Source organism: Spiribacter pallidus (assembly GCF_040838495.1).
Taxonomy (GTDB): Bacteria; Pseudomonadota; Gammaproteobacteria; order Nitrococcales; family Nitrococcaceae; genus Spiribacter; species Spiribacter pallidus.
Genome location: NZ_JBAKFM010000001.1, coordinates 239,932 through 264,146, shown reverse-complemented (window position 1 = coordinate 264,146; position 24,215 = coordinate 239,932). Strand labels below are relative to the sequence as shown.

Sequence of the window (24,215 nt, the reverse complement as noted above, 5' to 3'; positions counted from 1 at the left end):
GTGCCGGTGGATGAATGGTCAGTGGAAATCCCGCGAGCGGACCTGCAATGCGCCCAGGAGGTGGCTGTGATCCTCCAGCCGGCCGGCGACCAGGTGGCAGACGGTGCCGCGCCGCTCCCAAATGCCCACCACGCCCAGCAGCTGTGCCCCGACCACTACACGGCGCTGGCGCTCGGCCAGATCCTTCCAGACCACGACATTGACCGAGCCATCCTCGTCTTCCAGCGTGAGAAAGACCACGCCGCCGGCGGCCCCGGGGCGTTGGCGATTGGTGACAAGACCGGCCGCCCGGGCAATGCGCCGGTGACCGGTGGATTCAAGCGTGGCCGAGGGGCGATAGCCCCGGGCACGCAGTTGGTCGCGCAGCAGTGCCATGGGATGCCGGCCCAGTGTCAGCCCCAGGCTGGCATAGTCACTGATCAGGTCTTCGCCTTCCTCGGGTGCCGGAAGGTCTGCCGCCGGCTCACGGATCGGGGTGTTTTTCAGCAACGGGCCATCGTCCGCCACGCCTAGGACTTGCCACCAGGCCTGGCGGCGATGACCGCTGATCGCGGCGAGGGCCCCGGCATCCGCCAGCGCGCGCAGTGCACCACGATCCAGCTGAGCCCGGCGGGCGAGGTCGTTGACATCGCGAAACGGGCCTTCGTCGCGGCGGCTGCGGCAGAGCCGCTGTGCCGGTGCCTCGCCCAGTCCATTGATCATGCGCAGCCCGAGCCGCAGAGCCGGTTGCTCGCCCTCACCGGGCGCAGCCTCGAGGCTGCAGTCCGAGTCGCTGTGGTTGACATCAACCGATCGCACCGCCACGCCATGTTGCCGCGCGTCCCGGACCAGCTGAGCCGGTGCGTAAAAGCCCATGGGCTGGCTGTTGAGCAGGGCACAGACAAAAACGGCAGGGTAGTGGTGCTTGATCCAGGCCGAGACATACACCAGCAAGGCAAAGCTTGCGGCATGGGATTCGGGAAAGCCGTACTCTCCAAACCCACAGATCTGCTGGAACAGTCGATCGGCGAAAGCCGGCGAATAGCCGCGGGCCTGCATGCCATCGAGGAGCCTGTCGCGAAACGGTCCCAGTCCGCCGCGTTTTTTCCACGCCGCCATGGCCCGGCGCAGCTGATCCGCCTCGCCGGGTGTAAAGCCGGCGGCAACCACGGCCAGTTGCATGACCTGTTCCTGGAAGATGGGCACCCCCAGGGTGCGCTCTAGTACGGCACGCACCTCGTCGCTGGGGTAGTCGACGGCCTGCTGGCCGTCGCGTCGGCGCAGATAGGGATGGACCATATCGCCCTGGATGGGCCCCGGCCGCACGATAGAGATCTCGACGACCAGGTCGTAGAACGTCCTTGGCCTGAGCCGCGGCAGCATGGCCATCTGGGCCCGCGACTCCACCTGGAACACCCCGACCGTATCGGCCCGGCAGAGCATATCGTAGACCGCCGGGTCCTCGGCGGGGATGTCCGACAGGGCAAGGGTGCGGCCGTGCTGCTGCTCGATCAACGCCAGGGCCCGGCGGATGGCGCTGAGCATGCCCAGTGCCAGACAGTCCACCTTGAGCAGACCCAGTGTCTCGAGATCATCCTTGTCCCACTGGATGATGCTCCGCCCCGGCATGGCGGCGTTTTCGGTGGGCACGAGCTCACTCAACGGGCCCTGGCTGATGACGAATCCGCCGACATGTTGTGAGAGATGCCGGGGAAATCCGATGATCGCCGCCGCCAGGGTCAATGTGCGGTGAACCAGCGGCTCATCCGGGTCGATACCGTTTTCCCGTACGCGCTCGACATCGACCCGTTGGCCGTCCCACCACTGAATGCTGCCGGCCAGTCGCTCGACAAGGACCGGATCGAGCCCCAGAGCCTTGCCAACGTCGCGCAAGGCGCTGCGGGGGCGATAGCAGATGACCGTGGCCGCCAGCGCGGCCCGGTGGCGGCCGTATTTGCGATAGACGTACTGAATGACTTCTTCGCGTCGGTCGTGTTCGAAGTCCACATCGATGTCCGGTGGTTCGTTGCGCTCTTTGGAGATGAAGCGCTCGAACAAAAGGCTGGCGCGGTCCGGGTCGACAGCCGTGATGCCCAGGCAATAACAGACCGTAGAATTGGCCGCCGAGCCCCGGCCCTGACAGAGAATCCCTTTGCGCCGGGCAAAGGCCACGATGTCGTGGACGGTGAGAAAATAGGGCTCATAGGCCAGCGACCGGATCAGGCCGAGCTCATGTTCGATGGCCCGGCTGACCTTGTCGGGGACACCATCGGGCCAGCGGGCCCGGGCGCCCGATTCGACCAGCGATCGCAGCCAGCTGGGCGGGTCATGGCCCGGGGGAACCAGTTCTTCTGGATATTCGTAGCGCAGCTCATCCAGCGAGAAGCTGCAGCGTCGGGCGATCCGTGTGCTCTCGGCGAGCATCTCCGGTGGATAGGCCCGGGCCAGTTGACGGCGTGGGCGCAGATGGCGCTCGCCATTGCTGGCCAGCTCGTGGCCCATGGCCGATAGCGGGCGGTTGTGTCGGATCGCGTTCAGGGTGTCCTGCAGCGCGCGGCGGCTGCGGCGGTGCATGACCGCGCCGGTGCTGGCAACCGCGGGTAGACCGGTAAGCCGGGCCAGGTGACGGCAGCGTGCCAGCCGCAGGTCATCATGACCGTCATGGCGGATCGACGTGGTTAGCCAGGCCCGATCGGGAAAGCAATCGGCCAGCCAGCGTGCATCCGCCTCGGGTGTGTCGCCCCGGATGACGAGCAGTGCCAGACAACCGGGGATGCCCGCTTGCAGATCGCTGCGGCAGAGATGGTACTGGCCTTTGCTGGCCTGGCTTCGGCCCAGCGCGATGAGCGCAGAGAGTCGGCCATAGGCGTGGCGGTCGGGGGCCAGGAGGACGATTTCCGGACCGTCCTCGAGCCGGATGGTGCTGCCGATGATCAGTTGCAGCCCGTAGTCCCGGGCGGCGGCGTGGGCGCGCACCACGCCGGCCAGCGAGCATTCATCGGTAATGGCAAGGGCGCGATATCCGAGCGCCTGGGCGCGATGCACCAGTTCTTCGGGATGCGAGGCGCCTTGCAAAAAGCTGAAATTGCTCAGGCAATGAAGCTCAGCATAGGCTGGGGTCGGCGCTTGCATGGCGTCAGGCAAACAGGCCGTGCAGATACCAGCGACGCCCGCCACGCCGGTCGCGATAGACCCACAGCCGCTGGCCCCGGGGATTGCGGGCTATGTAGTAGTCACGGGCGACGTCTTCGCCATCCCACCAGCCCGATTCGATACGCTCGGCGGGCGATTCCAGCACCAGCGCGCCATGATAGTGGGGCTGTCCCTGGCGGGTGTCGAGTGACAGCGGTGTCTCCAGCAGCCACCCGGGTCGTGGTGGATGATCCGGCCGATGCTCATCGCCAGGGCTTGGGTCACCCGGGCGTCGATAACGCCAGGCGCGTTCCGGGCGATGGTCGGGATACGCGTCGACCAGGCTGAGCTGCGCCTCGCCCAGGCGGTGTCCCAGCAGTTCCACCAGCGTCTGCCAGTCGTTCTGAGCGCTGTCGTCGGCCAGTGCATCCAGCAGATCCAGGGGCGGGCTGTCATTGTTGAAGCTGCGCAGGGGGCCGCTTTGCAGGTGGGCGCCGATGATCCCGTCGGCGCTGGTCTGGCCCTCGAGTCGTTGTTGGAGAAGCGCCTTGAGGTGCTCGGCATCGCGGCTTGGTGAGAGCACGCCGACCGTCAGTGTCCTGGCGTCACCCCGTGTGGGTGTGAGGGTGATGTGCACCCGCAGGATACCGGCATCCCGTCGCCGCAGCTCGGTACAGAGGCGGTCAATCAACCCGCCCAGTGGGGTGTGTAACTGCTGGTGATCGGTCACCGGATCGGCAAAATCAAGATGTGCTTCAAAGGACTGCGCCGGCTTCCACTCGGGCTGTGGATCCGGACGCTCACCATGGGCTTTTTGCAGGGTTTCGACCACGTGGCGGCCGATCCGGCGGGTCAGACCGGCGACCGGCAGACGACGCAGCTCGCCAATGGTCCGGCAGCCCAGCCCCTGCAGGGCCTTTGCCTGGCGTTGCTCGACAGACAGCACCCCCAGGGGCAGCGGCGCGAGTCCTTCGGGCAGATCGCGGCGATGGATGATCGGCGTGTCACCGCCCGCGCGGGCAATCAGCCAGGCTGCGGTGGGGGTGGGGGCGATCCCGGTATGGATCGGGATACCCAGCTTCTCCAGTCCCTTTTGTACACGCTGGCGCAAGGCCTCCAGGCCGCGGAAGTAATGCAGGCTGCCCCCGATTTCGAGCAAGACGCTGCCGGGCAGATTCAGACTGATACGCGGCGTGAACTCCAGCGCCCAGTTGGCCAGGCGCTGGAGCGAATCGGCCTGCCTCTCCCGGTTTGGGTCATCAGCGAACAGGCACAACCACAACATCGCAGATCATGGATCTGTCAGTTGTGCAGGGGGAGGGGCTGTTGCTCATGCAGCGCACCAGCCGGGCGGTCATCCAGCTGGACGGGGCCGGGTGTGGCGCCACGGCATTTCAACACCCGGACCCCCAGCCGCTGGCCGTTGTCGCTGTCGATTCGCAGTCGTAGCGCGGCCGGAGAATGTTGCCCTGCAGCCAGGCTGTCGCGGAACAAAAGCCCCAGGCTGTTGCCGGTCTCTGCCGCCAGCTGAAAGCGCCGCAGGCTGCGGTCATCGCAATGCTCTGGCCAGGCCAGTACCGCCGCACAGGTGCCGGCTCTCAGGGCCTGTTCCAGCGCCCAGCGGGACTGCTGTTCGCTGGTGGGATGAACCACCAGTACGCGTGACAGATCCATGCCCCGTGCCGATAACCCCGGTGCATAGGGGATGTGGGGCGGGGCGATCATGGCAATCCAGCGTCCGCCGCGGGAGAGCCTGGCGAGGGCCGGCATGGCAAGCCGCAACTCGCCCATGCCATGACTGTCGTGCAGGACTTCGGTGAGCGCGCCGCTCGGGAAGCCGCCCCCGGGCAGGGCCGTGTCCAGCACCGAAAATCCGGTGGGGATATGCTCACCCCGGGCCCCGGTATGTCGAGCCGTTTCGCTGGCCCGCCAGATGCCCGGGCGGGCCAGTAGCTGATCGATGGCCTGTTCCATGATTAAACCTCCGTGGGTGGGGCGTCAGAGTCCGGAGCGGATGACGCCGACACCAATGCCTTCAATCGCCAGTTCTTCCTGGCGCAGATCGATTTCGATGGGCTGGAAATCGGGGTTTTCCGGCAACAGCCGGACCCGATGGCCTTCACGAGTGAAGCGCTTGACGGTGACCTCGTCGTGCAGCCGGGCGACGACGATCTGTCCGTTGTGGACCTCTCCGGTGCGGTGCACGGCCAGCAGGTCGCCGTCCAGGATGCCGGCATCCCGCATGCTCATGCCCCGGACCCGCAGCAGGTAATCCGCACCGGGGGTGAAAAGCCCGGCGCTGACCTGGCAGTGCCGCTCGACATGGGCCTCTGCCAACAACGGGCTGCCGGCGGCCACTCGACCGATGACCGGCAGGCCCTGTTCGTCTTCGGCGAGCAGTTCGGCGGGGCGGTCCGCTTCGCACAGTCGAATCCCCCGTGAGGCACCGGGCTGTAACCGGATGACGCCCTTGCGGGCCAGGGCGCGCAGATGCTGTTCGGCTGCATTGACCGACCGAAAGCCCAGCTCGGCGGCGATTTCACTGCGGGTGGGGGGATAGCCCGTGCGCGCAATGAAACGCTGGATAAGCTCAAGGATCTGTTGTTGTCGAGCAGTGAGCGCTGGCATGGCCAACTCCATCATTTGCGATAACTGTTAATATATACAGTACTGTATGGATTAACAATACCTCAAGACGGTAAAATCCCACCCATGACTACCGAATCGTTGAATGCCCAGGGCGCTGACCCGGGCTTTGTGTCCTGGGTCGCGGATCTGCCGCTGAATCTGGGTGATGAAGACCGTGATCGGCTGGCACGGGCCTGGTCGCTGGCGCAGACCCATTACGCCGACCAGCGACGGGCCGCCGGTGATCGGCGCATGGATCATGCCCGGGCGGTTGCCGACATCCTGGCCGGACTGGGGCTGGATGCAGACTCGCTGATCGCCGGTCTGCTCCACGACCTGCCGGTATGCGGGGGGCCGGATGTGGCGACCCTGGGGCGTCTGGTCGGCGAGCCGGTGGCCAGTCTGGTCGATGGCTGTCTGCGCATGGGGCAGGTCAGCCGGCTCCATGGTGCCGGCACCGCCGGTGACGAGAGCGCCCGGTCCGAGGCACTGCGCAAGATGCTGCTGGCCATGGCCCGGGATATTCGCGTGGTCTTTCTGGTGCTCGCCGAGCGGCTGCACGATATGCGGCTTTTGCGTGATCGCGATGCGACGATGCAAAAGCGCATCGCCCGCGAAACCCTGGATCTGTATGCGCCGCTGGCCAATCGACTGGGCATCTGGCAGATCAAATGGGAGCTCGAGGATCTTTCATTCCGCTACCTCGAGCCTGACACCTACAAGCGCATCGCCACCCTGCTGGCCGAGCGGCGGGTGGATCGGGAGCGGTTCATCGACGCCATGCGAAGCCGCCTGATGGAGGCGCTCGGCGAGGCCGGGCTCAATGCCGAGGTGACCGGCCGGCCCAAGCACATCTACAGCATCTGGCGAAAGATGCAGCGCAAGGGGCTCGGCTTTCACGAGCTCTATGACCTGCGGGCACTGCGTATCCTGGTGGACAGCGTCCCGGACTGTTACGCCGCGCTGGGGCTGGTGCACAGCCTCTGGCAGCCCATCCCGCGCGAGTTTGACGACTACATCGCCAGTCCCAAGGAAAACGACTACCGATCACTGCATACCGCGGTGGCGGGCGAGGGCGGACGGACGGTCGAGGTCCAGATCCGCACCCGTGAGATGCACGAACAGGCCGAGCTCGGCATCGCCGCGCACTGGCGCTACAAGGAGGGCCGGGGCTCGGACCCGGATTTTGATGCCCGGGTCGCCTGGTTGCGCAAGCTTCTGGAGTTCTCCGGCGACGGTGACAGCGACAGCGATAGCGACCTGATCGACCGTTTCCGTGCCGAGGTCTTCGAGGATCGGGTCTATGTCATCACCCCCCGGGGAGATGTGGTGGACCTGCCACGGGGCAGTACGCCGCTGGATTTTGCCTACAGCATCCACAGCGAGATTGGCCATCGTTGCCGTGGCGCCAAGGTCAATGGCCGTATCGTGCCACTGACCCAGGCATTGCAAAGCGGTGATCAGGTCGAGGTGCTGACCGCCCGCAATGCCGAACCCAGCCGGGACTGGCTCAACCCGTCGCTGGGCTATCTGACCTCGCCGCGGGCCCTGTCCCGGGTTCGCGCCTGGTTTCGCCAACAAGACCAGGCCCGCAACATCGAACAGGGCCGCGACGTCCTCGAGCGCGAGCTCCATCGACTGGGCCTTGCCGATGTCAATCTCGAGGCCCTGGCCGGGCGGTCGCGCTACCCACGGCTCAACGACTTTCTCGCGGCGATCGGTCGTGGTGAAGTGACCGGTGCCCAGATCGCCGGTCTGCTGCGGGATCGCCTATTGCCCGATGCCGATGCGCAGACGCGGTTGACCGGCCGTCAGCGTCGACGCCCGGCCACCGGCGGCGACCAGGACGACGTCACCATTCACGGCGTGGGCAATCTGCTGACCCGGCTGGCGCGCTGCTGTCAGCCGGCCCCCGGGGATGCCATTGTCGGGTTCATTACCCGGGGCGAGGGCGTGAGTGTCCACCGCAGCGACTGCAGTAATCTGCGCCGGCTGCAGGATACGGCCCCGGAGCGACTCATCGAGGTGAGCTGGCAGCCCGCCGGCGAACGCTATTATCCGGTGGACATAGCCCTCGAGGCCTACGACCGGCGGGGATTGATTCGTGATATCTCTTCTTTGCTCAACAACGAAGGCATCAACGTGACCGCGGTCAACACCCGCACCGACCCCGGTGATCAGATGGCGCGCATGACGTTGAGCCTCGAGGTGCTTGATGTCGATCAGCTGAGCCGCGTCATGGAGCGTATCAGCGGACTGCGAAACGTGCGTGATGTCCATCGCGCCAGCTAAGCGATCGTCCCGATGGCCGGGGTGGTGCCGGGCTCGTGTCCTGGTGGCCGCGATGGCTCTGGCGGCCGGACCGGTTCAGGGGGCGGTGGGGGCATGCGGCGCATCGGGGACCACATCGATTGCGGCGGTCACGGGCCTGACCGGCGAGGCGATCGCCGAGGGTGAGCCTGTCGTGGTCGAAGCCACCGTGACCGCCAGTTTTCTGGGCGAGGACGCGCTGGATGGGTTCTATCTGCAGGGTGGCACCCCACCGGCGGGGGTATTCGTCTATGCACCCGGGTTCAAGCCGCCGGCCCCGCCACGACACGGCGAGCGATGGCGTCTGCGCGCCCGGACCGGACGCTATCGCGGTCGGGTCCAGCTCGAGGCCGTCGAAGGGACGCGCTTTTGTGGAAAGGCCCCGGTGGCGCCGGTCGCGCTGGATGCAACCCGCCGACATCGCCTCTCAGCGCTCGCCGATCGGCTTGTTCGTCTCAAGGGGCCGTTGACCGTAGCGGATGTCTACAACCTTGGCCGCTACGGCAGCCTGGGCCTGGCGGTTGGCGGGCGGCCGTTTCACCCGGCCAATGGCGTAGACGGCGGCGCCCGGCTCGGGGTCCTGCTGGATGACGGCAGTTACCGCCGACAGCCGCGCCCCCTGCCCTTTGTGGACGAAAACGGCGTGCGGCGGGCCGGGGATCGGGTCGGGGACATTACCGGTATCCTGACCCGGGCCTTTGGCCATTGGCGGATCCATCCGCTGGATCCGCCGCGTTTCGAGCCTCGCAACCCCCGTCCCGAACCGCCCGGGCCCGGTGACGGGCTGCGGGTGGCGCAGTGGAACCTGCGCAATTACTTTGTCGATCTGGGCGGCCGCGGCGCCCGGACACCGGGAGATCTCGCGCGTCAGCGTCAACGGGTGCGATCGGTGGTCCGTCATATCAACGCCGACGCGCTCATCCTCCATGAGGTGCAAAACGATGCGGCAGCGGTGGAGGATCTGCTGGCCACCATAAATCGTGGGCTGGAGGGGCGGGACCGCTATCGGGCCGCTTTCCGGGGGGGCGGCGAGTCGGTCATCCGCACCGTGATCCTCTATCGGCCCGATCGCCTGCGCGTGACAAAGCGGCGACGCGCTGCCCAACCCATCCACCCCCGGCCGCCCCTGTGGGTGCGGTTTGATCGTCACGGGGGTGATGAATTCGCCGTGCTTGCGGCGCATTTCAAATCCCGGGGTGGCTGTCCAGAGCGCGGCGATCACGACCGTGGCCAGGGCTGTTGGGCGCAGCGGCGCGACGCCCAGGCTCGAGCGCTGGTGCGTTGGTTGGACGGGCTGTATCCCGAACCCGGGTCGATGCCGCCGACGCTGATACTCGCCGACTTCAATGCCTATGCCCTCGAGACCGCGATGCGGACCTGGCGGGATGCTGGTTTTATGGATCTGATCGCCGCTCGCGTCCGGCCGCAGGATCGCTACACCTACAACTACCGGGGCGAGAGCGGTTATATCGACCACGCACTGGCAGGCGGTGGGCTGTCTGAACAGGTGCAGGCGGTGGATATCTGGCATATCAATGCCGACGAGCCGGCCTATCCCTACCGCCGCGGGGCGGGAATCTGGCGGGCATCCGACCATGATCCGGTGATTGTCGAGCTACGCCCCCCGGCAGAATGAGCCCGGGCCACTCCGGCGTTGTTGACAGGCAACGGCGCCAGACTGCTAACTTGCTGACCTTAAACCAACACGCAGCCCCTGGAGGCCGACCATGGACCGAATCATCCCCGCCCGGGCATCGCTCGTCTGGATGGCGATGGCGCTATTAACGCTTGGGCTTGCCACGCCGGTCTTTGGCCAGGGCAGTGATGGCGATATCCAGGGCAAGCGACAGGAGCTCCAGTCGCTGCGCCAGTCGCTGGCGGCGATTCGGCAGAGCACCATGGAGGCCAATCCCGAGCTGGCCGAGCGTCAGTCGCAGCTCGAGGACCAGATGATGGCCCGTATGCGTGACGAAGGGGTGCGTCCGCGGCAGGACATTCGCCGGCTTCAGGATATCGCCAGTGAACTGCGGCAGGAGGGGCTTGAGGATGCTCGCCGCGAGTCGTTGATGAGCGAGTACCAGTCCACCCGCCAGGACCTACTGGCCGCTCGCCGGGCGGCGATGGACGACCAGCGGATCCGGGACTCCCAGTTGGCGCTGCGCGAAGAGATGGTGGCGGCCATGACCGAGCAGGACGCCGACGTGCCAGGGATGATCGATCGGTTCGAGGCGCTACGCGAGGAGTTGTCCGGCGCCGGTGGCGTCCGCTGAGTCCGGCCGTCGGGTAGGCATCAATGGAGTTGACCCTGGGGACACCGTCATTGCTCTTTCCGGCGGTGTCCCTCCTGCTTTTGGCCTATACCAACCGCTTCCTGGCCCTCGCCTCGCTGATCCGTGACCTTCAGGCGCAGTACAGCACCACACCGCGGCAGAGCCTGGCCGCGCAGATCGATAACCTTCGCCGGCGGGTCCGTCTGATCCAGTCCATGCAGGCCACGGGCGTGGGCAGTCTGCTGCTGTGTGTGGCGAGTATGTTCGTGCTCTTCGGTGGCCTCGCCGAAGTCGCCGGGTGGTTGTTCGGGGCCAGCCTGGTATTGATGATGCTCTCGCTGGCGCTTTCGGTCCGTGAGATATGGATCTCGGTGACGGCGCTCAATATCCAGCTGGCCGACATGGAGTCGGGCCGATGAACCTGCCCCTTGGCGCGTTGTTGCCCGGTGAGGATCCGCGTCAGTCGTTGCGGGTCCGCCGCTTTTTGCTTGCATCGACGGTCTACGTGTTGGTCATTGCCTTTATGGGGCTCTATGTCCGCCAGGGACTGCTGGACTTTCATGAGTGGCGGCTGACCACGTTGTTGATCGTCCTGGTCAACCTGGCGCTCTATGTGTTGTTGCGCTCGGGGCGTAACGAGCGATTCGCCGACCCCAGCCTGACCGGTATCCAGATGTTTGTGGTCTGCCTGATCATGGGACTGACCATGTATCTGCTCGATGGTGGTCGCGGCGGCATTCTGCTGTTGTTTCTGGTTTTGCTGATGTTTGGCGTGCTGCGGCTCAACGCCCGGCAGTTCACGGCCCTGGGTGTGTTTGCGGTGGTTTGCTACGGCGTGGCGGTGACAGCGGTCTGGCAACAGCGCCCGGCGGCCTTCGACGCCCAGGTCGAACTCTTGCATCTGGTGGCACTGGGGACCCTGGCGCCCTGCGGCGGGTTCTTTGCCGGCTATGTCAGTGGCCTGCGCCGGCGCTTGAGAGAACGGCAGATCGACCTGCAGCGTGCCCGCGAGGAGGTCCACGACCTCAAGGTGCTGGATCCGCTCACGGGGGTGAGTAATCGCAGCGCCATCATCGCCTTTCTGGGTCAGGAGCGAGAGCGGGCCGATCGGCTCGATCAACCCCTCGCGGTGCTGTTGGTGGATCTGTATCGGTTCAAGCGCATCAATCGCGAATTCGGTCACCGGGTAGGGGATCAAGTGCTGTACGAAACCGCCCAGCGCCTGCGCGGTTGTATCCGCGATATCGACGGCCTGGGCCGTTATGGCGGCGAGGAGTTCCTGCTCGTGTTGCCCGACGCCGACGTCGACGAGGCCGGTCGGGTCGCTGCCCGGGTAGCCGATCGGATCGAGTCACGTCCCATGGCGGGGCTGCCGGCCAATTACCGGCAACGCTGCACGGTTGGCGTGGGGCTGCTGGCCGCCGCGGATGACGATATCTGGCAGGTCATCGAGCGCGCCCGGAGCGATGCCGAAGCCCGGCAAACGGATCCGTCGCGATGAAGCGTCGGCGACGGCCGACGGATGATGCCGAGGTGGCGGCCGTTGACCTTGGCTCCAACAGCTTTCACATGATCGTTGCCCGACCCGAGGGCAACAGCTTGCGGATGATGGACCGACTCCGCGAGCCGGTCCGGTTGGCCGCCGGGCTGGATGACAAGCGGCGCCTGGATGCGGCCGCCCGCGACCGGGCGCTGGCTTGCCTCGAGCGCTTCGGGCAACGCCTGCGGGGACTGCCCTCGCAGGCCGTTCGTGCCGTCGGCACCAACACCCTGCGGCAGCTGCGCGCCGCGGATGATTTCCTCGACCGGGCCCAGGCGGCCCTCGGCCACCCGATACAGATCGTCTCGGGCTACGAGGAGGCGCGGCTGGTATATCTGGGTGTCGCCCACAGCATTGCCGGTGATGACCGACGCCGGCTGGTCATGGACATCGGTGGCGGGAGTACCGAGCTGATCATCGGCGAGGCCTTCGTGCCACGACAGATGGAAAGCCTGCACATGGGATGTGTGAGCGCCACGCAGCGGTTTTTTACCGATGGCCGTATCACCGAAAAGACCCTGCAGGCCGCGGAGCTCGCCGCCCGACGCGAGCTCGAGCCGATCGCAGCGCGGTATCGCCGTGCCGGCTGGGAACGGGCCGTGGGTGCCTCGGGCACGATCCGCTCGGTGGAGCGCTGCCTGCGGGATAACGGGTGGTCGGAAAATGGCATCCACCCTGCCGGGCTTGCCCGGTTGCGGGCTGCGCTCATCAAGGCCGGTCGCATCAACAAGCTCACCCTCGATGGTGTCAGTGCCCGTCGCGCCGAGGTTCTGCCCGGCGGTTTTGCGGTGCTCAGCGCCGCCTTTGACCAGCTTGGAATCGCCCACATGGACGCCGCGGATGGCGCGTTGCGCGAGGGGCTTTTGTTTGACCTGCTCGGTCGTATCCGACACGAGGATGTCCGAAGCGCCAGTATTGCCGCCATGGCCCGTCGCTATCACGTGGATACCGAGCATGCCGGGCGGGTGGCCGATACCGCCGAGCAGCTACGGCGCATGGTGGCTGATGCGTGGCAGCTCGATGAGCCGGGCATGGCCGATATGCTGCGCTGGGCGGCATCCGTCCACGAAATCGGCCTGGATATCTCTCACAGCCAGTATCACAAGCATGGCGAGTATATCCTCCGCCACAGCGACCTGGCGGGCTTCTCGCGCGAAGATCAACAGGTCATCGCGACACTGGTCCGCGCCCATCGGCGCAAGTTCCCGCGTGCGGTTTTCCGTGAGCTGCCCCAATACTGGCAACGCCCGGCAATGCGTCTTGCCATCGTGCTGCGACTGGCGACCACGCTGCACCGTGCCCGGACCGCCGAGCCACCGCCGCCGGTCTCGGCGACCACCGAGGGCAAGACATTGCACCTGGCTCTTGCGGATCGCGGTGGGGCGGGGCACGCGCTGATCGAGGCTGATCTGCAGGAAGAGGCGGACTATATTGCCGTGGCCGGCTACAGGTTGCTGACAAGCCGGGGCTGAGCCCGGCGTCTAACCATCCTCGGCATAGCGGGCGAGCAGTTGTTGCTGCGCAGAAACCGCCGGACCCTCTGCCGCCGGGCCGGCGCGCTGATATTCACCATCGGCATCGAGAAGCCAGGCCTGGGCATTGTCGGCGAGATAGATCTCGAGATCGGACAACACCCGCTGGCGCAATTCGCCATCGACCAGTGGAAAGCAGGTCTCCACCCGACGGAAGAAGTTGCGCTCCATCCAGTCGGCTGAGCTGCAATAGAGCTCGGGCTCGGTGTGGTTGGCGAAGTAGAACACCCGGGTGTGTTCGAGAAAGCGGCCGATGATCGAGCGCACACGGATGTTGTCGCTCACACCCGGGATCCCCGGCCGCAGGCAGCACATGCCGCGAACAATCAGATCGATCTCGACGCCCGCCTGGGACGCGGCGTAGAGCGCCCGGATGACCTTGGGTTCGACCAGCGAGTTGACCTTGATGATGATCCGGGCATCCCGGCCGGCTTCGGCATGGGCCTGTTCGCGCCCGATTTTCTCGATCATGGCCGGGTGCAGGGTGAAGGGCGACTCCAGCAGGTGGGTAAGATCCGAGACCTTCCCCAGGCTGGTGAGCTGCAAAAACACCCGATGGACGTCTTCGCCGATATCCGGATCGGCGGTGAGCAGCCCGTAGTCGGTATAAAGCCGGGCGGTCCGCGAGTGATAGTTGCCCGTGCCCAGATGGACGTAATGCCGCAGCCGTCGGCCCTCGCGGCGGACGACCAGGATCATCTTGGCGTGGGTTTTGTGCCCTACTACGCCGTAGACCACATGGGCGCCGGCTTCCTGCAGCCGGTTGGCCAGTCCGATATTGGCCGCCTCGTCAAAGCGGGCCCGCAGCTCGACCACCACGGTGACCTCTTTACCCGCGCGCGCCGCGTTGACCAGGTGTTCCACCACCGCCGAATCCGGACCGGTTCGGTAGAGGGTCTGTTTGATGGCCAGCACATCCGGGTCCTGTGCCGCCTGACGGAGCAGCTCGACGACCGGAGCGAAGGATTCGAACGGGTGATGGAGCAGCACATCATGCTGGCGCATGACCTTGAGCAGATCACCCCCGTGGCGGAGCTCGGCCGGCAGACCCGGCGTGAACCCCGGGTATTTGAGCTCCGGGCGGTCGACGATGTCGCAGACCGCCAGCAGGCGGTTGAGGTTGACCGGACCGTTGACCTGGTAGAGGTCGTCGGGCTCGAGCCGGAATTCCTCGAGCAGAAAATTGGCCATGTGATCCGGGCAGTTGGCGGCGACCTCGAGGCGGACCGCATCGCCGTAGCGGCGTGATGCCAACTCGCCTTCCATCGCCCGCAACAGATCATCCACCTCTTCTTCGTCCACATACAGGTCGCTGTTGCGGGTCACCCGGAATTGATAGCAGCCGGTGGCATTCATGCCGGGGAAGAGATCCGTGACATGGGCGTGAATGATCGATGAGAGGAAAACGAAGTCGTAAGCGCCATTGCCCTCAAGCTCCGGCGGCAGCTGGATGATGCGGGGCAGGGCACGCGGGGCTTGGACCACCGCCATACCGCTGTTGCGGCCAAAGGCATCCCGTCCCTCGAGCGAGACGATAAAGTTGAGGCTTTTGTTGAGCACCTGCGGAAACGGATGGGCCGGATCCAGGCCGAGCGGGCTGAGGATGGGAAGCAGCTCGGTTTCGAAATACCCCCGAATCCATTTCTGTTGCGCCGGCGTCCACTCATTGCGGCGCAAAAAGCGGATGCCCGCCTCGGCAAGCGCCGGTGTGACCTCGTCATTGAGTAGCCGGTACTGTTCTTCGACCAGGTCGTGGGCACGCTCACTGATCTCGCGCAGGACCTGTTGAGGGGTGCGATTGTCCGCGCCGCCTGCGCCCACGCCCATCTCTCGTGCCTGGCGCAGTCCAGCGACCCGGATCTCGAAGAACTCGTCCATGTTCGAGCTGGCAATGCAAAGAAACTTCAGCCGCTCGAGCAACGGATTGGCCGTGTCGGCGGCCTGTGCGAGCACCCGACGATTGAATGCCAGCAGGCTGAGCTGGCGGTTGAGATAGAGATCGGGATGGCTGAGATCCGTATTCGTCATCGACCCTGCTCTGTTTGCCCCAAGGGAGTTTGCGACAGCCGTGTTACCGCTCGATGACCGGCCACCCCGACAGTGCCGCTCATCGAACCCGGTTGTAACCGTTCAGTGCCGCGACCCGGTAACCCTCGGCCATGGTCGGATAGTTGAAGGTGGTGTTCATGAAATAGCGCAGGGTGTTGTTGGGTGCGGGCTGCGCCATGATTGCCTGGCCGATGTGGACGATCTCTGCCGCTTGGTCGCCAAAACAGTGGATGCCGAGGAGCTCGAGTGTCTCGGCATGGAAAAGCAGCTTGAGCATGCCGGTGGTCTGTCCCGAAATCTGCGCCCGGGCGAGATCCTTGAAAAAGGCATGACCGACCTCGTACGGGACGCGGGCGTCGGTGAGCTCTTGTTCGTTGCGTCCCACCGAGCTGATCTCGGGGATGGTGTAGATGCCGGTGGGCACGTCATGGGCGAGGCGATAGTCGCAATCGCCCTCGACCATGTGGGTTGCGGCAAACCGACCCTGGTCATAGGCCGCGCTGGCCAGGCTGGGGTAGCCAATCACATCGCCTACCGCATAGATGTGGGGCTGGTTGGTGCGGAAGTGCTCATCGACTTCGATCTGCCCCCGTCCGTTGGGTTGGATGCCCAGCGCCTCGAGGCCCATGTCATCGGTGTTGCCGGTGCGCCCGTTGGCCCAGAGCAGCAGATCACCACGGATGCGTTTGCCCGACTGCAGCGCCAGCGTCACCCCGTCGTCGTCGGCTTCGATATGGTCGTACTCCTCGCGATGGCGAATCAGTACACCGTGTTCGCGCAGGTGATAGGACAGCGCGTCGGAAATCTCATCATCGAGAAAGGCCAGCATGCGTTCGCGGGTATTGATCAGGTCGACCTTGACCCCCAGCCCCCGAAAGATCGAGGCATATTCGCTGCCAATGACACCGGCGCCGTAGATAACAATATTCCGCGGGGTGTGGCTGAGGCTGAGAATCTGGTCGCTGTCGCAGATGCGCGGGTGGCTGAAGTCGACGTCGGATGGCTGATACGGGCGCGAGCCGGTGGCAATCAAAAATCGATCGGCGCTGTAGTGATTGACCGTGCCGTCCGGGTCGGTCACCGCGATCTCGTGGGGCCCGACAAATCGCGCCGGCCCTTTGAGGATGGGGACATCGTTGCGCAGGTAAAACCGACTGCGCAGCCCGACCTGGTCGTCGATCACCTGACGGGCATGGCCCAGCATGGTGGGGAAGGACAGATGACGGGGCTCGCCGGCTTTGCGAAAGAGCGGCGAGTCGTTGTACTCCATCAGTCGCCGGATGTTGTGACGGAGCGCTTTGGAGGGGATCGTGCCCCAGTGAGTGCAGCCGCCGCCCACCTCCCGGTAGCGCTCGACCATGGCCACCGACCGGCCGCTTTTGGCCAGTTTCATCGCGGCGCCTTCGCCGCCCGGCCCGCTGCCCAGTACGATTGCGTCGAAATGCATCTCTGCCATTGCCGCTGCCCTGCGATGCAAACCCGCGATTTTAGCAGCTCGTCGACCATGCTTCATGGGGTGGGCGGGGCTTGCGCGGGTTTAAAGGGTCGCGACGCTGGTTTATTTTAGCGAGCCATTCGTCCACGACAGAAAAACCACCAACGAGGAAGAGGCCATGAGCGAGCGCGTCGAAGCCGCTGGGTTGCAGATTGCCAAACCCCTTTACGAACTGATCAACCGCGAAGCCATTCCGGGCACCGGCGTTGATGCCGATGCTTTCTGGCAGGGGCTGGCGGCCATTGTCGGCGATCTCGGGCCTCGCAATGCGGCGCTGCTCGAGCGACGTGAGGCGCTGCAGGCCCGGATCGATCAGTGGCACCGCGACAACCCCGGCCGCCATGCCGATCCCGCCTACCGGGCGTTTCTCGAAGAGATCGGCTACCTCGAGGCCGACCCGGGCGAGGTGGCGGTGACCACGGCCAATGTCGACCGCGAAGTGGCCGAGGTCGCCGGCCCGCAGCTGGTGGTGCCGGTCAATAACGCCCGCTACGCCCTCAACGCTGCCAACGCCCGATGGGGCAGTCTCTACGACGCGCTCTACGGCACGGATGTCATCCCGGAAGCCGACGGTGCCGAGAAAACCCGCGGCTTCAACCCCGAGCGGGGCCGCCGTGTGGTGGCCTGGGCCGCCGCCTTTCTGGATGCGAATTTCCCCCTGGCTGCCGGCAACCATGCCGATGTGACCGCCTATCGGGTGGTCGCCGACCAGGCCGGCCATGCCCTCTCGGTGACCCTCGAGGGTGGGGGCGAGACCGGGCTCAAGGACCCGGGGCAGTTCGCAGGGTTTGCCGGCGGCGAGCAACCATCGGCGGTATTGCTTCGCAACAATGGCCTGCATGCCGAGATCAGCATCGATGCCGAGGATCCCATCGGTCAGAACCATCCGGCCGGCGTGCGCGACGTCATACTCGAGTCGGCGGTCACGGCCATCCAGGACTGTGAGGATTCGGTGGCCGCCGTCGATGGCGAGGACAAGGCGCTGGTCTACCGTAACTGGCTGGGCCTGATGCGGGGCGATCTGCAAGAGACTTTCTACAAGCAGGGACACCCCGTGACCCGCCAGCTCAACCCGGATCGACGCTATACCGGCGCCGATGGCGAGCCACTCACGCTGCCGGGGCGCAGCCTGATGCTGGTGCGCAACGTGGGGCATCTGATGAGCACGCCGGCGGTGCTGGATGCCCAAGGCAACGAACTGCCCGAAGGCATGCTCGATGCCATGTGCACTTCGCTGATTGCCATGCACGATCTCCAGCGCGAGGGCGGTAACAGTCGCACCGGCAGTGTCTACATCGTCAAGCCCAAGATGCACGGGCCCGACGAGGTCGCATTGACCGTCGAGCTTTTCAGCCGGGTCGAACAGGTGCTTGATCTGCCCGCCAACACCCTCAAGGTGGGAGTGATGGACGAGGAGCGTCGCACCACGCTCAACCTCAAGGCCTGCATCAACGCCGCCCGCGAACGGCTGATCTTCATCAACACGGGCTTTCTCGACCGCACCGGCGATGAGATCCACACCAGCATGGAAGCCGGCCCCATGATCCGCAAAGGCGAGATGAAGCAGTCGCGGTGGCTGAACGCCTACGAGGACTGGAACGTCGACACCGGTCTGGACTGCGGCTTGCCGGGGCATGCGCAGATCGGCAAGGGGATGTGGGCCATGCCCGATCGCATGGCCGATATGCTCGAAGCCAAGATCGGCCACCCCCGCGCCGGCGCGAACTGCGCCTGGGTGCCATCGCCCACGGCCGCGACGCTCCATGTCACCCATTACCATCAGGTCGATGTGCGAGAGCAGCAAAAGGCCCTCGCGGGCGGCCACCGCAGCAGCATGGATGATCTGTTGACCATTCCGGTGGCGGATAACCCGGATTGGAGTGATGAGGCCATTCGCGCCGAACTGGAAAACAACTGCCAGGGCATCCTGGGTTATGTGGTGCGGTGGATTGACCACGGCGTGGGCTGCTCGAAGGTGCCGGACATCAGCGATGTCGGCTTGATGGAAGACCGGGCCACCCTGCGTATCTCCAGTCAGCACATCGCGAATTGGCTCCATCACGGCATCGTCTCGGAGGATCAGGTCATGGAGACGATGAAGCGCATGGCCGCGGTGGTGGACCGGCAGAATGCCGATGATCCGACCTACCAGCCGATGGCGCCGGCATTTGACGGGATCGCCTTCCAGGCTGCCTGTGATCTGGTTTTCAAGGGGCGCGAGCAGCCCAGTGGCTACACCGAGCCGCTACTCCACGCCCACCGGCTCGCACTCAAGGCCCGGTCAGCAGAATGATCCAAATGGCACAGACCATTTGCGAGCGGGGCACAGATATGGTCTAGTCTTTGGCCAGACCAATTTGACCCGACAATCCGTCGGGCATCGGGTCTAGCGAGAGCGCCCTGCGGGGCGGTTTTCCCGAAACTGGAGGAGAGAAGCAATGACCGATTCCAAAGTGGAGAGCGTCAAGAAAGACTCGGCGCAGCCCGATGGCTCCCGCCGCAAATTCCTCAAAGGCAGCCTTGCCGCCGCTGGAGGGGTCGCCGCAGGCACCACGATCGTCGGGGCACCGTATGTCAACGCCCAGTCGCCGATCGTGCTCAAGATGCAGACCGCCTGGGGTGGCGGCAACATCTGGAACGATTTCGCCCGCGAGTATGTGGATCGGGTCCACAGCATGTCCGGTGGCCGCATCCAGATCGACCTGCTGCCCGCCGGGGCCGTGGTCAAGGCCTTCCAGGTGATGGACGCCGTGAGTGACGGCGTGCTGGATATCGGTCACGACGTGCCCGTCTACTGGTATGGCAAGAACAAGGCCGCCTCGCTCTTTGGCACCGGCCCGGTCTGGGGGGGTGACGCCAACAATATGCTGGCCTGGTGGTATGCCGGTGGCGGCCGCGAGCTCTATCGCGAGCTGACCCAGGACATCATGGGGCTCAATGTGGTTGGCATGTTCGGCTTCCCGATGCCCTCGCAGCCGTTCGGCTGGTTCAAGGACGCCGACGTCACCACGGTTCAGGACATCCAGGGCCTGAAGTACCGCACCGTGGGCCTGGCCGCCGATCTGCTCCAGGAGATGGGCATGGCCGTCGCCCAGCTGCCCGGTGGCGAAATCGTCCCGGCCATGGAGCGCGGCGTCATTGACGCGTTCGAGTTCAACAACCCGTCTTCGGACAGCGACTTCGGCGCCCAGGACGTTGCCAAGAACTACTACCTCGGCTCGTATCATCAGGCCAGTGAATCGTTCGAGTGGCTGTTCAATCGGGATATGCTCGAGAGCATGGACGATGATCTGCAGGCCATCCTCATGCATGCCGTCGAGGCGACATCGACGTCCAACACGGCCAGCGCGCTGGACCGCTACTCGGCGGATCTCGAGGCGCTTCAGACCGAATCCGGCGTCACCGTTCACCGGACCTCGGACGAAATCCTGGCCGCGCAGCTCGAGGCCTGGAGCACCCTCATCCCGACGCTGGAAGAGGACAGCTTCATGCGCCGCGTCATGGAAAGCCAGAAGGAGTGGGTGGAGCGCACCGTGTTCTACGAGCTCATGAACCAGCCGGATCTGCAGCTCGCTTACGAGCACTTCTTCCCCGGCCGGCTCAACATGTAAGGCCGGCGCCACGCCGACGACACTGCCCCGGTCTACGCACCGGGGCAGATTTATTTTTATCGCACAACCAAGAGTGATCTATGCTTCAGGTCATCCATTTGATTGATCGATTGACGACATGGGTCGGGAGAAGCTTTGCCTGGCTCATTCTGCTCATGGCCTTTGGCATGGGTTACGAGGTGTTGTCGCGTTATCTGTTCAACGCGCCGACGGCCTGGGCCTACGACATGTCGTACATCCTCTACGGCACGCTTTTCATGGTGGGGGGTGCCTATACCCTGTCCCGAAACGCCCACGTCCGCGGTGACTTTCTCTATCGCCTCTGGAAGCCGCGCACCCAGGCGATCGTCGAGCTGATCCTTTATTTCATTTTCTTCTTTCCCGGCATCCTGGCGTTGATCTTTGCCGGCGGAAAATATGCCTCACGCTCGTGGCAGTACATGGAGACCAGCGTTTTCTCGCCGGCGGGGGTGCCAATTTTCCACTTCAAGACGATGCTGGTGGTAGGCGCGGTTTTGCTGTTCATCCAGGGCATCGCCCAGGTATGCCGCTGCATTGTCTGCATCCGCAGCGGTGAATGGCCCGCCGACGTCCGCGATGTCACCGAGCTCGAGGATCAGTTGCTGGAAAGCGGTGGCCAGGACTTCACCGACAACCCCGAGACCAATCCATCGACCGCAGGAGGAAATGAGCGATGACCGATCCCCAAATCGGGATCCTGATGTTAGGGGTCTTCATTCTCTGTATCTTCCTGGGGTTTCCGATCGCCTTTACCTTGATGGCGCTGGGGATCGGCTTTGGCTATTTCGCCTACTTCGACGGCGGTCGCATGTGGCGTGGCTATGAGCGGCTTGTCGAAGAGGGGGCCGAAGGCTGGCAGGTCTGGCAGGCCTACCTCGAGGGGTTTCTCAACAACCGCATCTTCGATCTGTTCGTCAACCAGACCTACTCTGTCATGGCCAACGAAGTGCTCACCGCGGTGCCCTTGTTCTTGTTCATGGGCTATATCGTCGAGCGTTCGAACATCGTCGAGCGGCTGTTCTCCACGCTCTACATTGCCGCGCGCCGGGTCCCGGGGGCCATGGCGGTGGCGGCGCTGATTACCTGTACGCTGTTCGCGACGGCCACCGGCATCGTCGGGGCGGTGGTCACGCTCATGGGGCTGCTGGCATTGCCGGCGATGCTCAATGCCCGGTACAACAACTCCTTCGCCTCGGGGGTGATCTGCGCCGGCGGGACACTCGGGATCCTCATCCCGCCTTCCATCATGCTGATCGTCTACGCGGCGGCCACCGGGACCTCGATCGTCCGGCTCTATGCCGGGGCCCTTTTCCCGGGGCTGTTGCTGGCGGGGCTTTATATCACCTACATCGTGGTGCGCAGCTTTCTGCAGCCGTCGGTGGCACCCAAGCCCACCGATGACGAGGTCGGCGATGTCTCCATGGGCAAACTGGTGGTGATGATCCTCACCTCGTTTGTGCCGCTGGCGGTACTGATCATTGCCGTGCTCGGGTCGATCCTCTTCGGCCTGGCAACACCGACCGAGGCGGCCTCGGCCGGTGCACTCGGCGGGCTCGGCTTGGCCGCCATCTACCGGGCGCTGACCTGGGACAAGCTCCGCGATTCGGTGTATCTCACGCTCAAGACCACCGCCATGGTGTGCTGGCTGTTCGTGGGCTCCTGGACGTTTTCGTCGGTGTTCTCCTACCTCGGTGGTGAGCATCTGATCACCGAGTTTGTCACCGGGCTCAACCTCAACACCATTACGTTCCTGATCCTGGCGCAGTTGATCATCTTTTTGCTCGGCTGGCCGCTGGAGTGGTCCGAGATCATCATCATCTTCGTGCCCATCTTCCTGCCGCTGCTCGAGATCTTTGGCGTGGATCCTCTGTTTTTCGGCATCCTGGTGGCGCTTAACCTGCAGACGTCGTTCCTGACACCGCCAATGGCCATGTCGGCCTACTATCTCAAGGGCATCGCGCCGCCATCGGTGCAGCTGATGCAGATATTCAAAGGCTGTATGCCATTCCTGTTCTTTGTCCTGGTGGCGATGGTGGTGCTCTACGTCTTCCCCGAGATCGTCTTCTGGCTTCCGGACACGGTCTATGGCTGAGCGGGTTGAGATCGGTGATCCATCGACGCTGACGGCGACGGCGCTTGCCGGCCATCTGGCGGACGGTGTACTGACAGCCGAAGCGGTGACCCGGGCCTGCCTCGAACGGATCGAAGCCTCCGAGCCAGATATCCAGGCCTGGGCGCACTATGACGAGCGGTTGGCGATCATGCAGGCAAAGGAAGCCGATCGCCGTCGGGCCCAGGGGCTGCCGCTCGGGCCGTTGCACGGCGTCCCGGTGGGGCTGAAGGATATTATCGATGCCCGCGGTTTGCCGACCCATAACGGCACACCGCTGGATGCCGGTCACCGGCCGCTTGAGGATGCCACGGTCACCCAGCGTTTGCGTAATGCCGGGGCGATCATCGTTGGCAAGACGGTGACCAGCGAGCTTGCCTATTTCCATCCCGGGGCGACAAAGAACCCGCATGACCCAACGCGAACCCCCGGGGGTTCGTCCAGCGGATCCGCCGCCGCGGTGGCCGCTGGTATGGTGCCCTTTGCCGTGGGTACCCAGACCAATGGCTCGGTGATCCGGCCGGCGTCTTTCTGTGGTGTGGTGGGGTACAAGCCCAGCTACGGGACGGTCCCCCGCACCGGTGTGCTCAAAGCGGCCCCCTCGCTGGACCACGTCGGGTTTTTCGCCCGTAGCATCGACGACATCACGCTCGCGGCCGCGGCAATGGGCCCGGATGACGAGGATCGCGACTGCGATCTCAACGTCGGGCCCCTCCAGCCGATCGCGCAGTCCACGCCGCCGGTGACACCGGATATCGCCATGGTTCACACGCCTTTCAGCGAGCGCCTCGAGCCCGAGACCCGGGCGGGGTTTGCCGAGCTGGTGGACGTGCTGGGTGAGCATGGAACGGAAACCGAGCTGCCCGAGCTCTTCGGCCGTGGCGCCGGCTGGCTGGCGACGATCATGGCCAGCGAAATGACCCGTAATCTGGGGCATTACCTGGACCGGGATGCCAGCCAGATTAGTGATGCCTTTAAAGCGCTCATGGATCAGGGCCAAGGCATCCGGGCGGTGGATTATCTGGCCGCCCGCGATATGCAGCCGGTCCTGCTCGAGGCGCTTGAGCCGCTTTTCGAGCGGTTTGATGCGATCATCACCCCGGCGGCCCCGGGTGAGGCGCCGGCGGATCTCACAACCACGGGGGATCCGATATTCTGCACACTCTGGACACTGTGCGGACTGCCCGCTGTGACACTGCCGCTTTTGAGCGGTCGAAACGGGATGCCCGTGGGCGTTCAGCTGGTCGGCGCCTATGGACAGGATGCACAGCTGCTGCGCACGGCACGTTGGCTACTGGCACAATGCCAGCCGGACGGAGAGGAGACGTAATGATCGACCGAATAATGGCGCTGATCGGTTTGTTGATGCTCGGGGCATTCCTTGTGGTCGTCCCGATCTTTGTGCCCCATCTGGATTTGATTGCCGTGATCGTCGGCTGTGCTGTTCTGGCCACCTATGATATGTGGCGCCACGTGGTCGGCAAGCACAGTGGTGGATGACAGCACTTTGATGTGATCAAAAAAAAACCCGGCACATG

At 64.7% G+C, this 24,215-nt stretch carries 18 protein-coding genes; 12 read left to right on the top strand and 6 right to left on the bottom strand.

Translation table 11 applies throughout. From position 1 onward, the window contains the following. Positions 1 to 18: 18 nt before the first annotated feature. Genes V6X73_RS01235 through lexA form a run of 4 tightly spaced genes read right to left on the bottom strand, consistent with a single transcriptional unit; the run spans position 19 to position 5,739 of the window. Complete coding sequence (locus V6X73_RS01235; RefSeq protein ID WP_367958140.1) at positions 19 to 3,111, bottom strand: error-prone DNA polymerase; 3,093 nt, start codon at positions 3,109 to 3,111, stop codon at positions 19 to 21. A 4-nt stretch (positions 3,112 to 3,115) separates the two neighbouring features. After that, positions 3,116 to 4,396 carry a DNA polymerase Y family protein gene (locus V6X73_RS01230; protein ID WP_367958141.1) on the bottom strand — a complete coding sequence of 427 codons (1,281 nt, stop codon included), beginning with the start codon at positions 4,394 to 4,396 and terminating at the stop codon, positions 3,116 to 3,118. Positions 4,397 to 4,413: 17 nt separating this feature from the next. After that, positions 4,414 to 5,085: a translesion DNA synthesis-associated protein ImuA gene (gene imuA, locus V6X73_RS01225; RefSeq protein WP_367958142.1), complete on the bottom strand. Its 672-nt coding sequence runs from the start codon at positions 5,083 to 5,085 to the stop codon at positions 4,414 to 4,416. Between the two features lie 24 nt (positions 5,086 to 5,109). Next, positions 5,110 to 5,739: a transcriptional repressor LexA gene (gene lexA / locus V6X73_RS01220; protein WP_367958143.1), complete on the bottom strand. Its 630-nt coding sequence runs from the start codon at positions 5,737 to 5,739 to the stop codon at positions 5,110 to 5,112. A gap of 84 nt (positions 5,740 to 5,823) precedes the next feature. Here lexA and relA point away from each other — a divergent pair, with 84 nt between their 5' ends. From relA to ppx, 6 genes are all read left to right on the top strand, one after another. Next, on the top strand, positions 5,824 to 8,031 hold the full coding sequence (gene relA / locus V6X73_RS01215; RefSeq protein ID WP_367958144.1) for a GTP diphosphokinase: 2,208 nt from the start codon (positions 5,824 to 5,826) through the stop codon (positions 8,029 to 8,031). 52 nt (positions 8,032 to 8,083) lie between these two features. Next, the gene (locus tag V6X73_RS01210; RefSeq protein ID WP_367958145.1) at positions 8,084 to 9,685 is read left to right on the top strand and encodes an ExeM/NucH family extracellular endonuclease; all 1,602 of its coding nucleotides are present in this window, start codon (positions 8,084 to 8,086) and stop codon (positions 9,683 to 9,685) included. 91 nt (positions 9,686 to 9,776) lie between these two features. Further along, positions 9,777 to 10,319: a hypothetical protein gene (locus tag V6X73_RS01205; RefSeq protein ID WP_367958146.1), complete on the top strand. Its 543-nt coding sequence runs from the start codon at positions 9,777 to 9,779 to the stop codon at positions 10,317 to 10,319. A gap of 23 nt (positions 10,320 to 10,342) precedes the next feature. Then, positions 10,343 to 10,738 (top strand): DUF2721 domain-containing protein, encoded by a 396-nt coding sequence (locus V6X73_RS01200; protein WP_367958147.1) that lies wholly within the window; start codon positions 10,343 to 10,345, stop codon positions 10,736 to 10,738. After that, complete coding sequence (locus V6X73_RS01195; protein ID WP_367958148.1) at positions 10,735 to 11,820, top strand: GGDEF domain-containing protein; 1,086 nt, start codon at positions 10,735 to 10,737, stop codon at positions 11,818 to 11,820. Before V6X73_RS01200 ends, V6X73_RS01195 begins: the two co-directional genes overlap by 4 nt. Then, on the top strand, positions 11,817 to 13,331 hold the full coding sequence (ppx, locus tag V6X73_RS01190; RefSeq protein WP_367958149.1) for an exopolyphosphatase: 1,515 nt from the start codon (positions 11,817 to 11,819) through the stop codon (positions 13,329 to 13,331). The genes V6X73_RS01195 and ppx overlap by 4 nt, the downstream gene beginning before the upstream one ends. 9 nt (positions 13,332 to 13,340) lie before the next feature. Here ppx and ppk1 read toward each other — a convergent pair whose 3' ends face one another. Together ppk1 and sthA are read right to left on the bottom strand one after the other, a co-directional pair. Then, positions 13,341 to 15,419 (bottom strand): polyphosphate kinase 1, encoded by a 2,079-nt coding sequence (gene ppk1, locus V6X73_RS01185; protein WP_367958150.1) that lies wholly within the window; start codon positions 15,417 to 15,419, stop codon positions 13,341 to 13,343. Positions 15,420 to 15,498: 79 nt separating this feature from the next. Beyond that, the gene (gene sthA, locus V6X73_RS01180; RefSeq protein WP_367958151.1) at positions 15,499 to 16,896 is read right to left on the bottom strand and encodes a Si-specific NAD(P)(+) transhydrogenase; all 1,398 of its coding nucleotides are present in this window, start codon (positions 16,894 to 16,896) and stop codon (positions 15,499 to 15,501) included. Between the two features lie 157 nt (positions 16,897 to 17,053). Between sthA and V6X73_RS01175 the strand changes: the two genes are divergently transcribed. The 6 genes from V6X73_RS01175 to V6X73_RS01150 all read left to right on the top strand — a co-directional run bounded on the left by V6X73_RS01175 (position 17,054) and on the right by V6X73_RS01150 (position 24,177). Next, the gene (locus V6X73_RS01175; RefSeq protein ID WP_367958152.1) at positions 17,054 to 19,228 is read left to right on the top strand and encodes a malate synthase G; all 2,175 of its coding nucleotides are present in this window, start codon (positions 17,054 to 17,056) and stop codon (positions 19,226 to 19,228) included. A gap of 145 nt (positions 19,229 to 19,373) precedes the next feature. After that, positions 19,374 to 20,546: a TRAP transporter substrate-binding protein gene (locus V6X73_RS01170; protein WP_367958153.1), complete on the top strand. Its 1,173-nt coding sequence runs from the start codon at positions 19,374 to 19,376 to the stop codon at positions 20,544 to 20,546. Between the two features lie 80 nt (positions 20,547 to 20,626). Continuing rightward, a complete protein-coding gene (locus tag V6X73_RS01165; protein ID WP_367958154.1) occupies positions 20,627 to 21,244 on the top strand; it encodes a TRAP transporter small permease subunit in 618 nt (205 codons plus the stop codon). Continuing rightward, a complete protein-coding gene (locus V6X73_RS01160; protein WP_367958155.1) occupies positions 21,241 to 22,659 on the top strand; it encodes a TRAP transporter large permease in 1,419 nt (472 codons plus the stop codon). The genes V6X73_RS01165 and V6X73_RS01160 overlap by 4 nt, the downstream gene beginning before the upstream one ends. Continuing rightward, positions 22,652 to 24,007 (top strand): amidase, encoded by a 1,356-nt coding sequence (locus V6X73_RS01155; protein WP_367958156.1) that lies wholly within the window; start codon positions 22,652 to 22,654, stop codon positions 24,005 to 24,007. The genes V6X73_RS01160 and V6X73_RS01155 overlap by 8 nt, the downstream gene beginning before the upstream one ends. Continuing rightward, a complete protein-coding gene (locus tag V6X73_RS01150) occupies positions 24,007 to 24,177 on the top strand; it encodes a hypothetical protein (RefSeq protein ID WP_367958157.1) in 171 nt (56 codons plus the stop codon). The genes V6X73_RS01155 and V6X73_RS01150 overlap by 1 nt, the downstream gene beginning before the upstream one ends. The last annotated feature ends 38 nt before the right edge of the window (positions 24,178 to 24,215 follow it).

What these genes read in the sequence shown, in the direction of transcription:
- V6X73_RS01150 (WP_367958157.1), top strand. Translation starts at nt 24,007, where the DNA reads ATGATCGACCGAATAATGGCGCTGATCGGTTTGTTGATGCTCGGGGCA.
- V6X73_RS01170 (WP_367958153.1), top strand. Translation starts at nt 19,374, where the DNA reads ATGACCGATTCCAAAGTGGAGAGCGTCAAGAAAGACTCGGCGCAGCCC.
- V6X73_RS01195 (WP_367958148.1), top strand. Translation starts at nt 10,735, where the DNA reads ATGAACCTGCCCCTTGGCGCGTTGTTGCCCGGTGAGGATCCGCGTCAG.
- imuA (WP_367958142.1), bottom strand. Translation starts at nt 5,085, where the DNA reads ATGGAACAGGCCATCGATCAGCTACTGGCCCGCCCGGGCATCTGGCGG.
- V6X73_RS01230 (WP_367958141.1), bottom strand. Translation starts at nt 4,396, where the DNA reads ATGTTGTGGTTGTGCCTGTTCGCTGATGACCCAAACCGGGAGAGGCAG.
- relA (WP_367958144.1), top strand. Translation starts at nt 5,824, where the DNA reads ATGACTACCGAATCGTTGAATGCCCAGGGCGCTGACCCGGGCTTTGTG.
- V6X73_RS01205 (WP_367958146.1), top strand. Translation starts at nt 9,777, where the DNA reads ATGGACCGAATCATCCCCGCCCGGGCATCGCTCGTCTGGATGGCGATG.
- V6X73_RS01210 (WP_367958145.1), top strand. Translation starts at nt 8,084, where the DNA reads ATGGCTCTGGCGGCCGGACCGGTTCAGGGGGCGGTGGGGGCATGCGGC.
- V6X73_RS01200 (WP_367958147.1), top strand. Translation starts at nt 10,343, where the DNA reads ATGGAGTTGACCCTGGGGACACCGTCATTGCTCTTTCCGGCGGTGTCC.
- lexA (WP_367958143.1), bottom strand. Translation starts at nt 5,739, where the DNA reads ATGCCAGCGCTCACTGCTCGACAACAACAGATCCTTGAGCTTATCCAG.
- V6X73_RS01155 (WP_367958156.1), top strand. Translation starts at nt 22,652, where the DNA reads ATGGCTGAGCGGGTTGAGATCGGTGATCCATCGACGCTGACGGCGACG.
- sthA (WP_367958151.1), bottom strand. Translation starts at nt 16,896, where the DNA reads ATGGCAGAGATGCATTTCGACGCAATCGTACTGGGCAGCGGGCCGGGC.
- ppx (WP_367958149.1), top strand. Translation starts at nt 11,817, where the DNA reads ATGAAGCGTCGGCGACGGCCGACGGATGATGCCGAGGTGGCGGCCGTT.
- V6X73_RS01175 (WP_367958152.1), top strand. Translation starts at nt 17,054, where the DNA reads ATGAGCGAGCGCGTCGAAGCCGCTGGGTTGCAGATTGCCAAACCCCTT.
- ppk1 (WP_367958150.1), bottom strand. Translation starts at nt 15,419, where the DNA reads ATGACGAATACGGATCTCAGCCATCCCGATCTCTATCTCAACCGCCAG.
- V6X73_RS01165 (WP_367958154.1), top strand. Translation starts at nt 20,627, where the DNA reads ATGCTTCAGGTCATCCATTTGATTGATCGATTGACGACATGGGTCGGG.
- V6X73_RS01235 (WP_367958140.1), bottom strand. Translation starts at nt 3,111, where the DNA reads ATGCAAGCGCCGACCCCAGCCTATGCTGAGCTTCATTGCCTGAGCAAT.
- V6X73_RS01160 (WP_367958155.1), top strand. Translation starts at nt 21,241, where the DNA reads ATGACCGATCCCCAAATCGGGATCCTGATGTTAGGGGTCTTCATTCTC.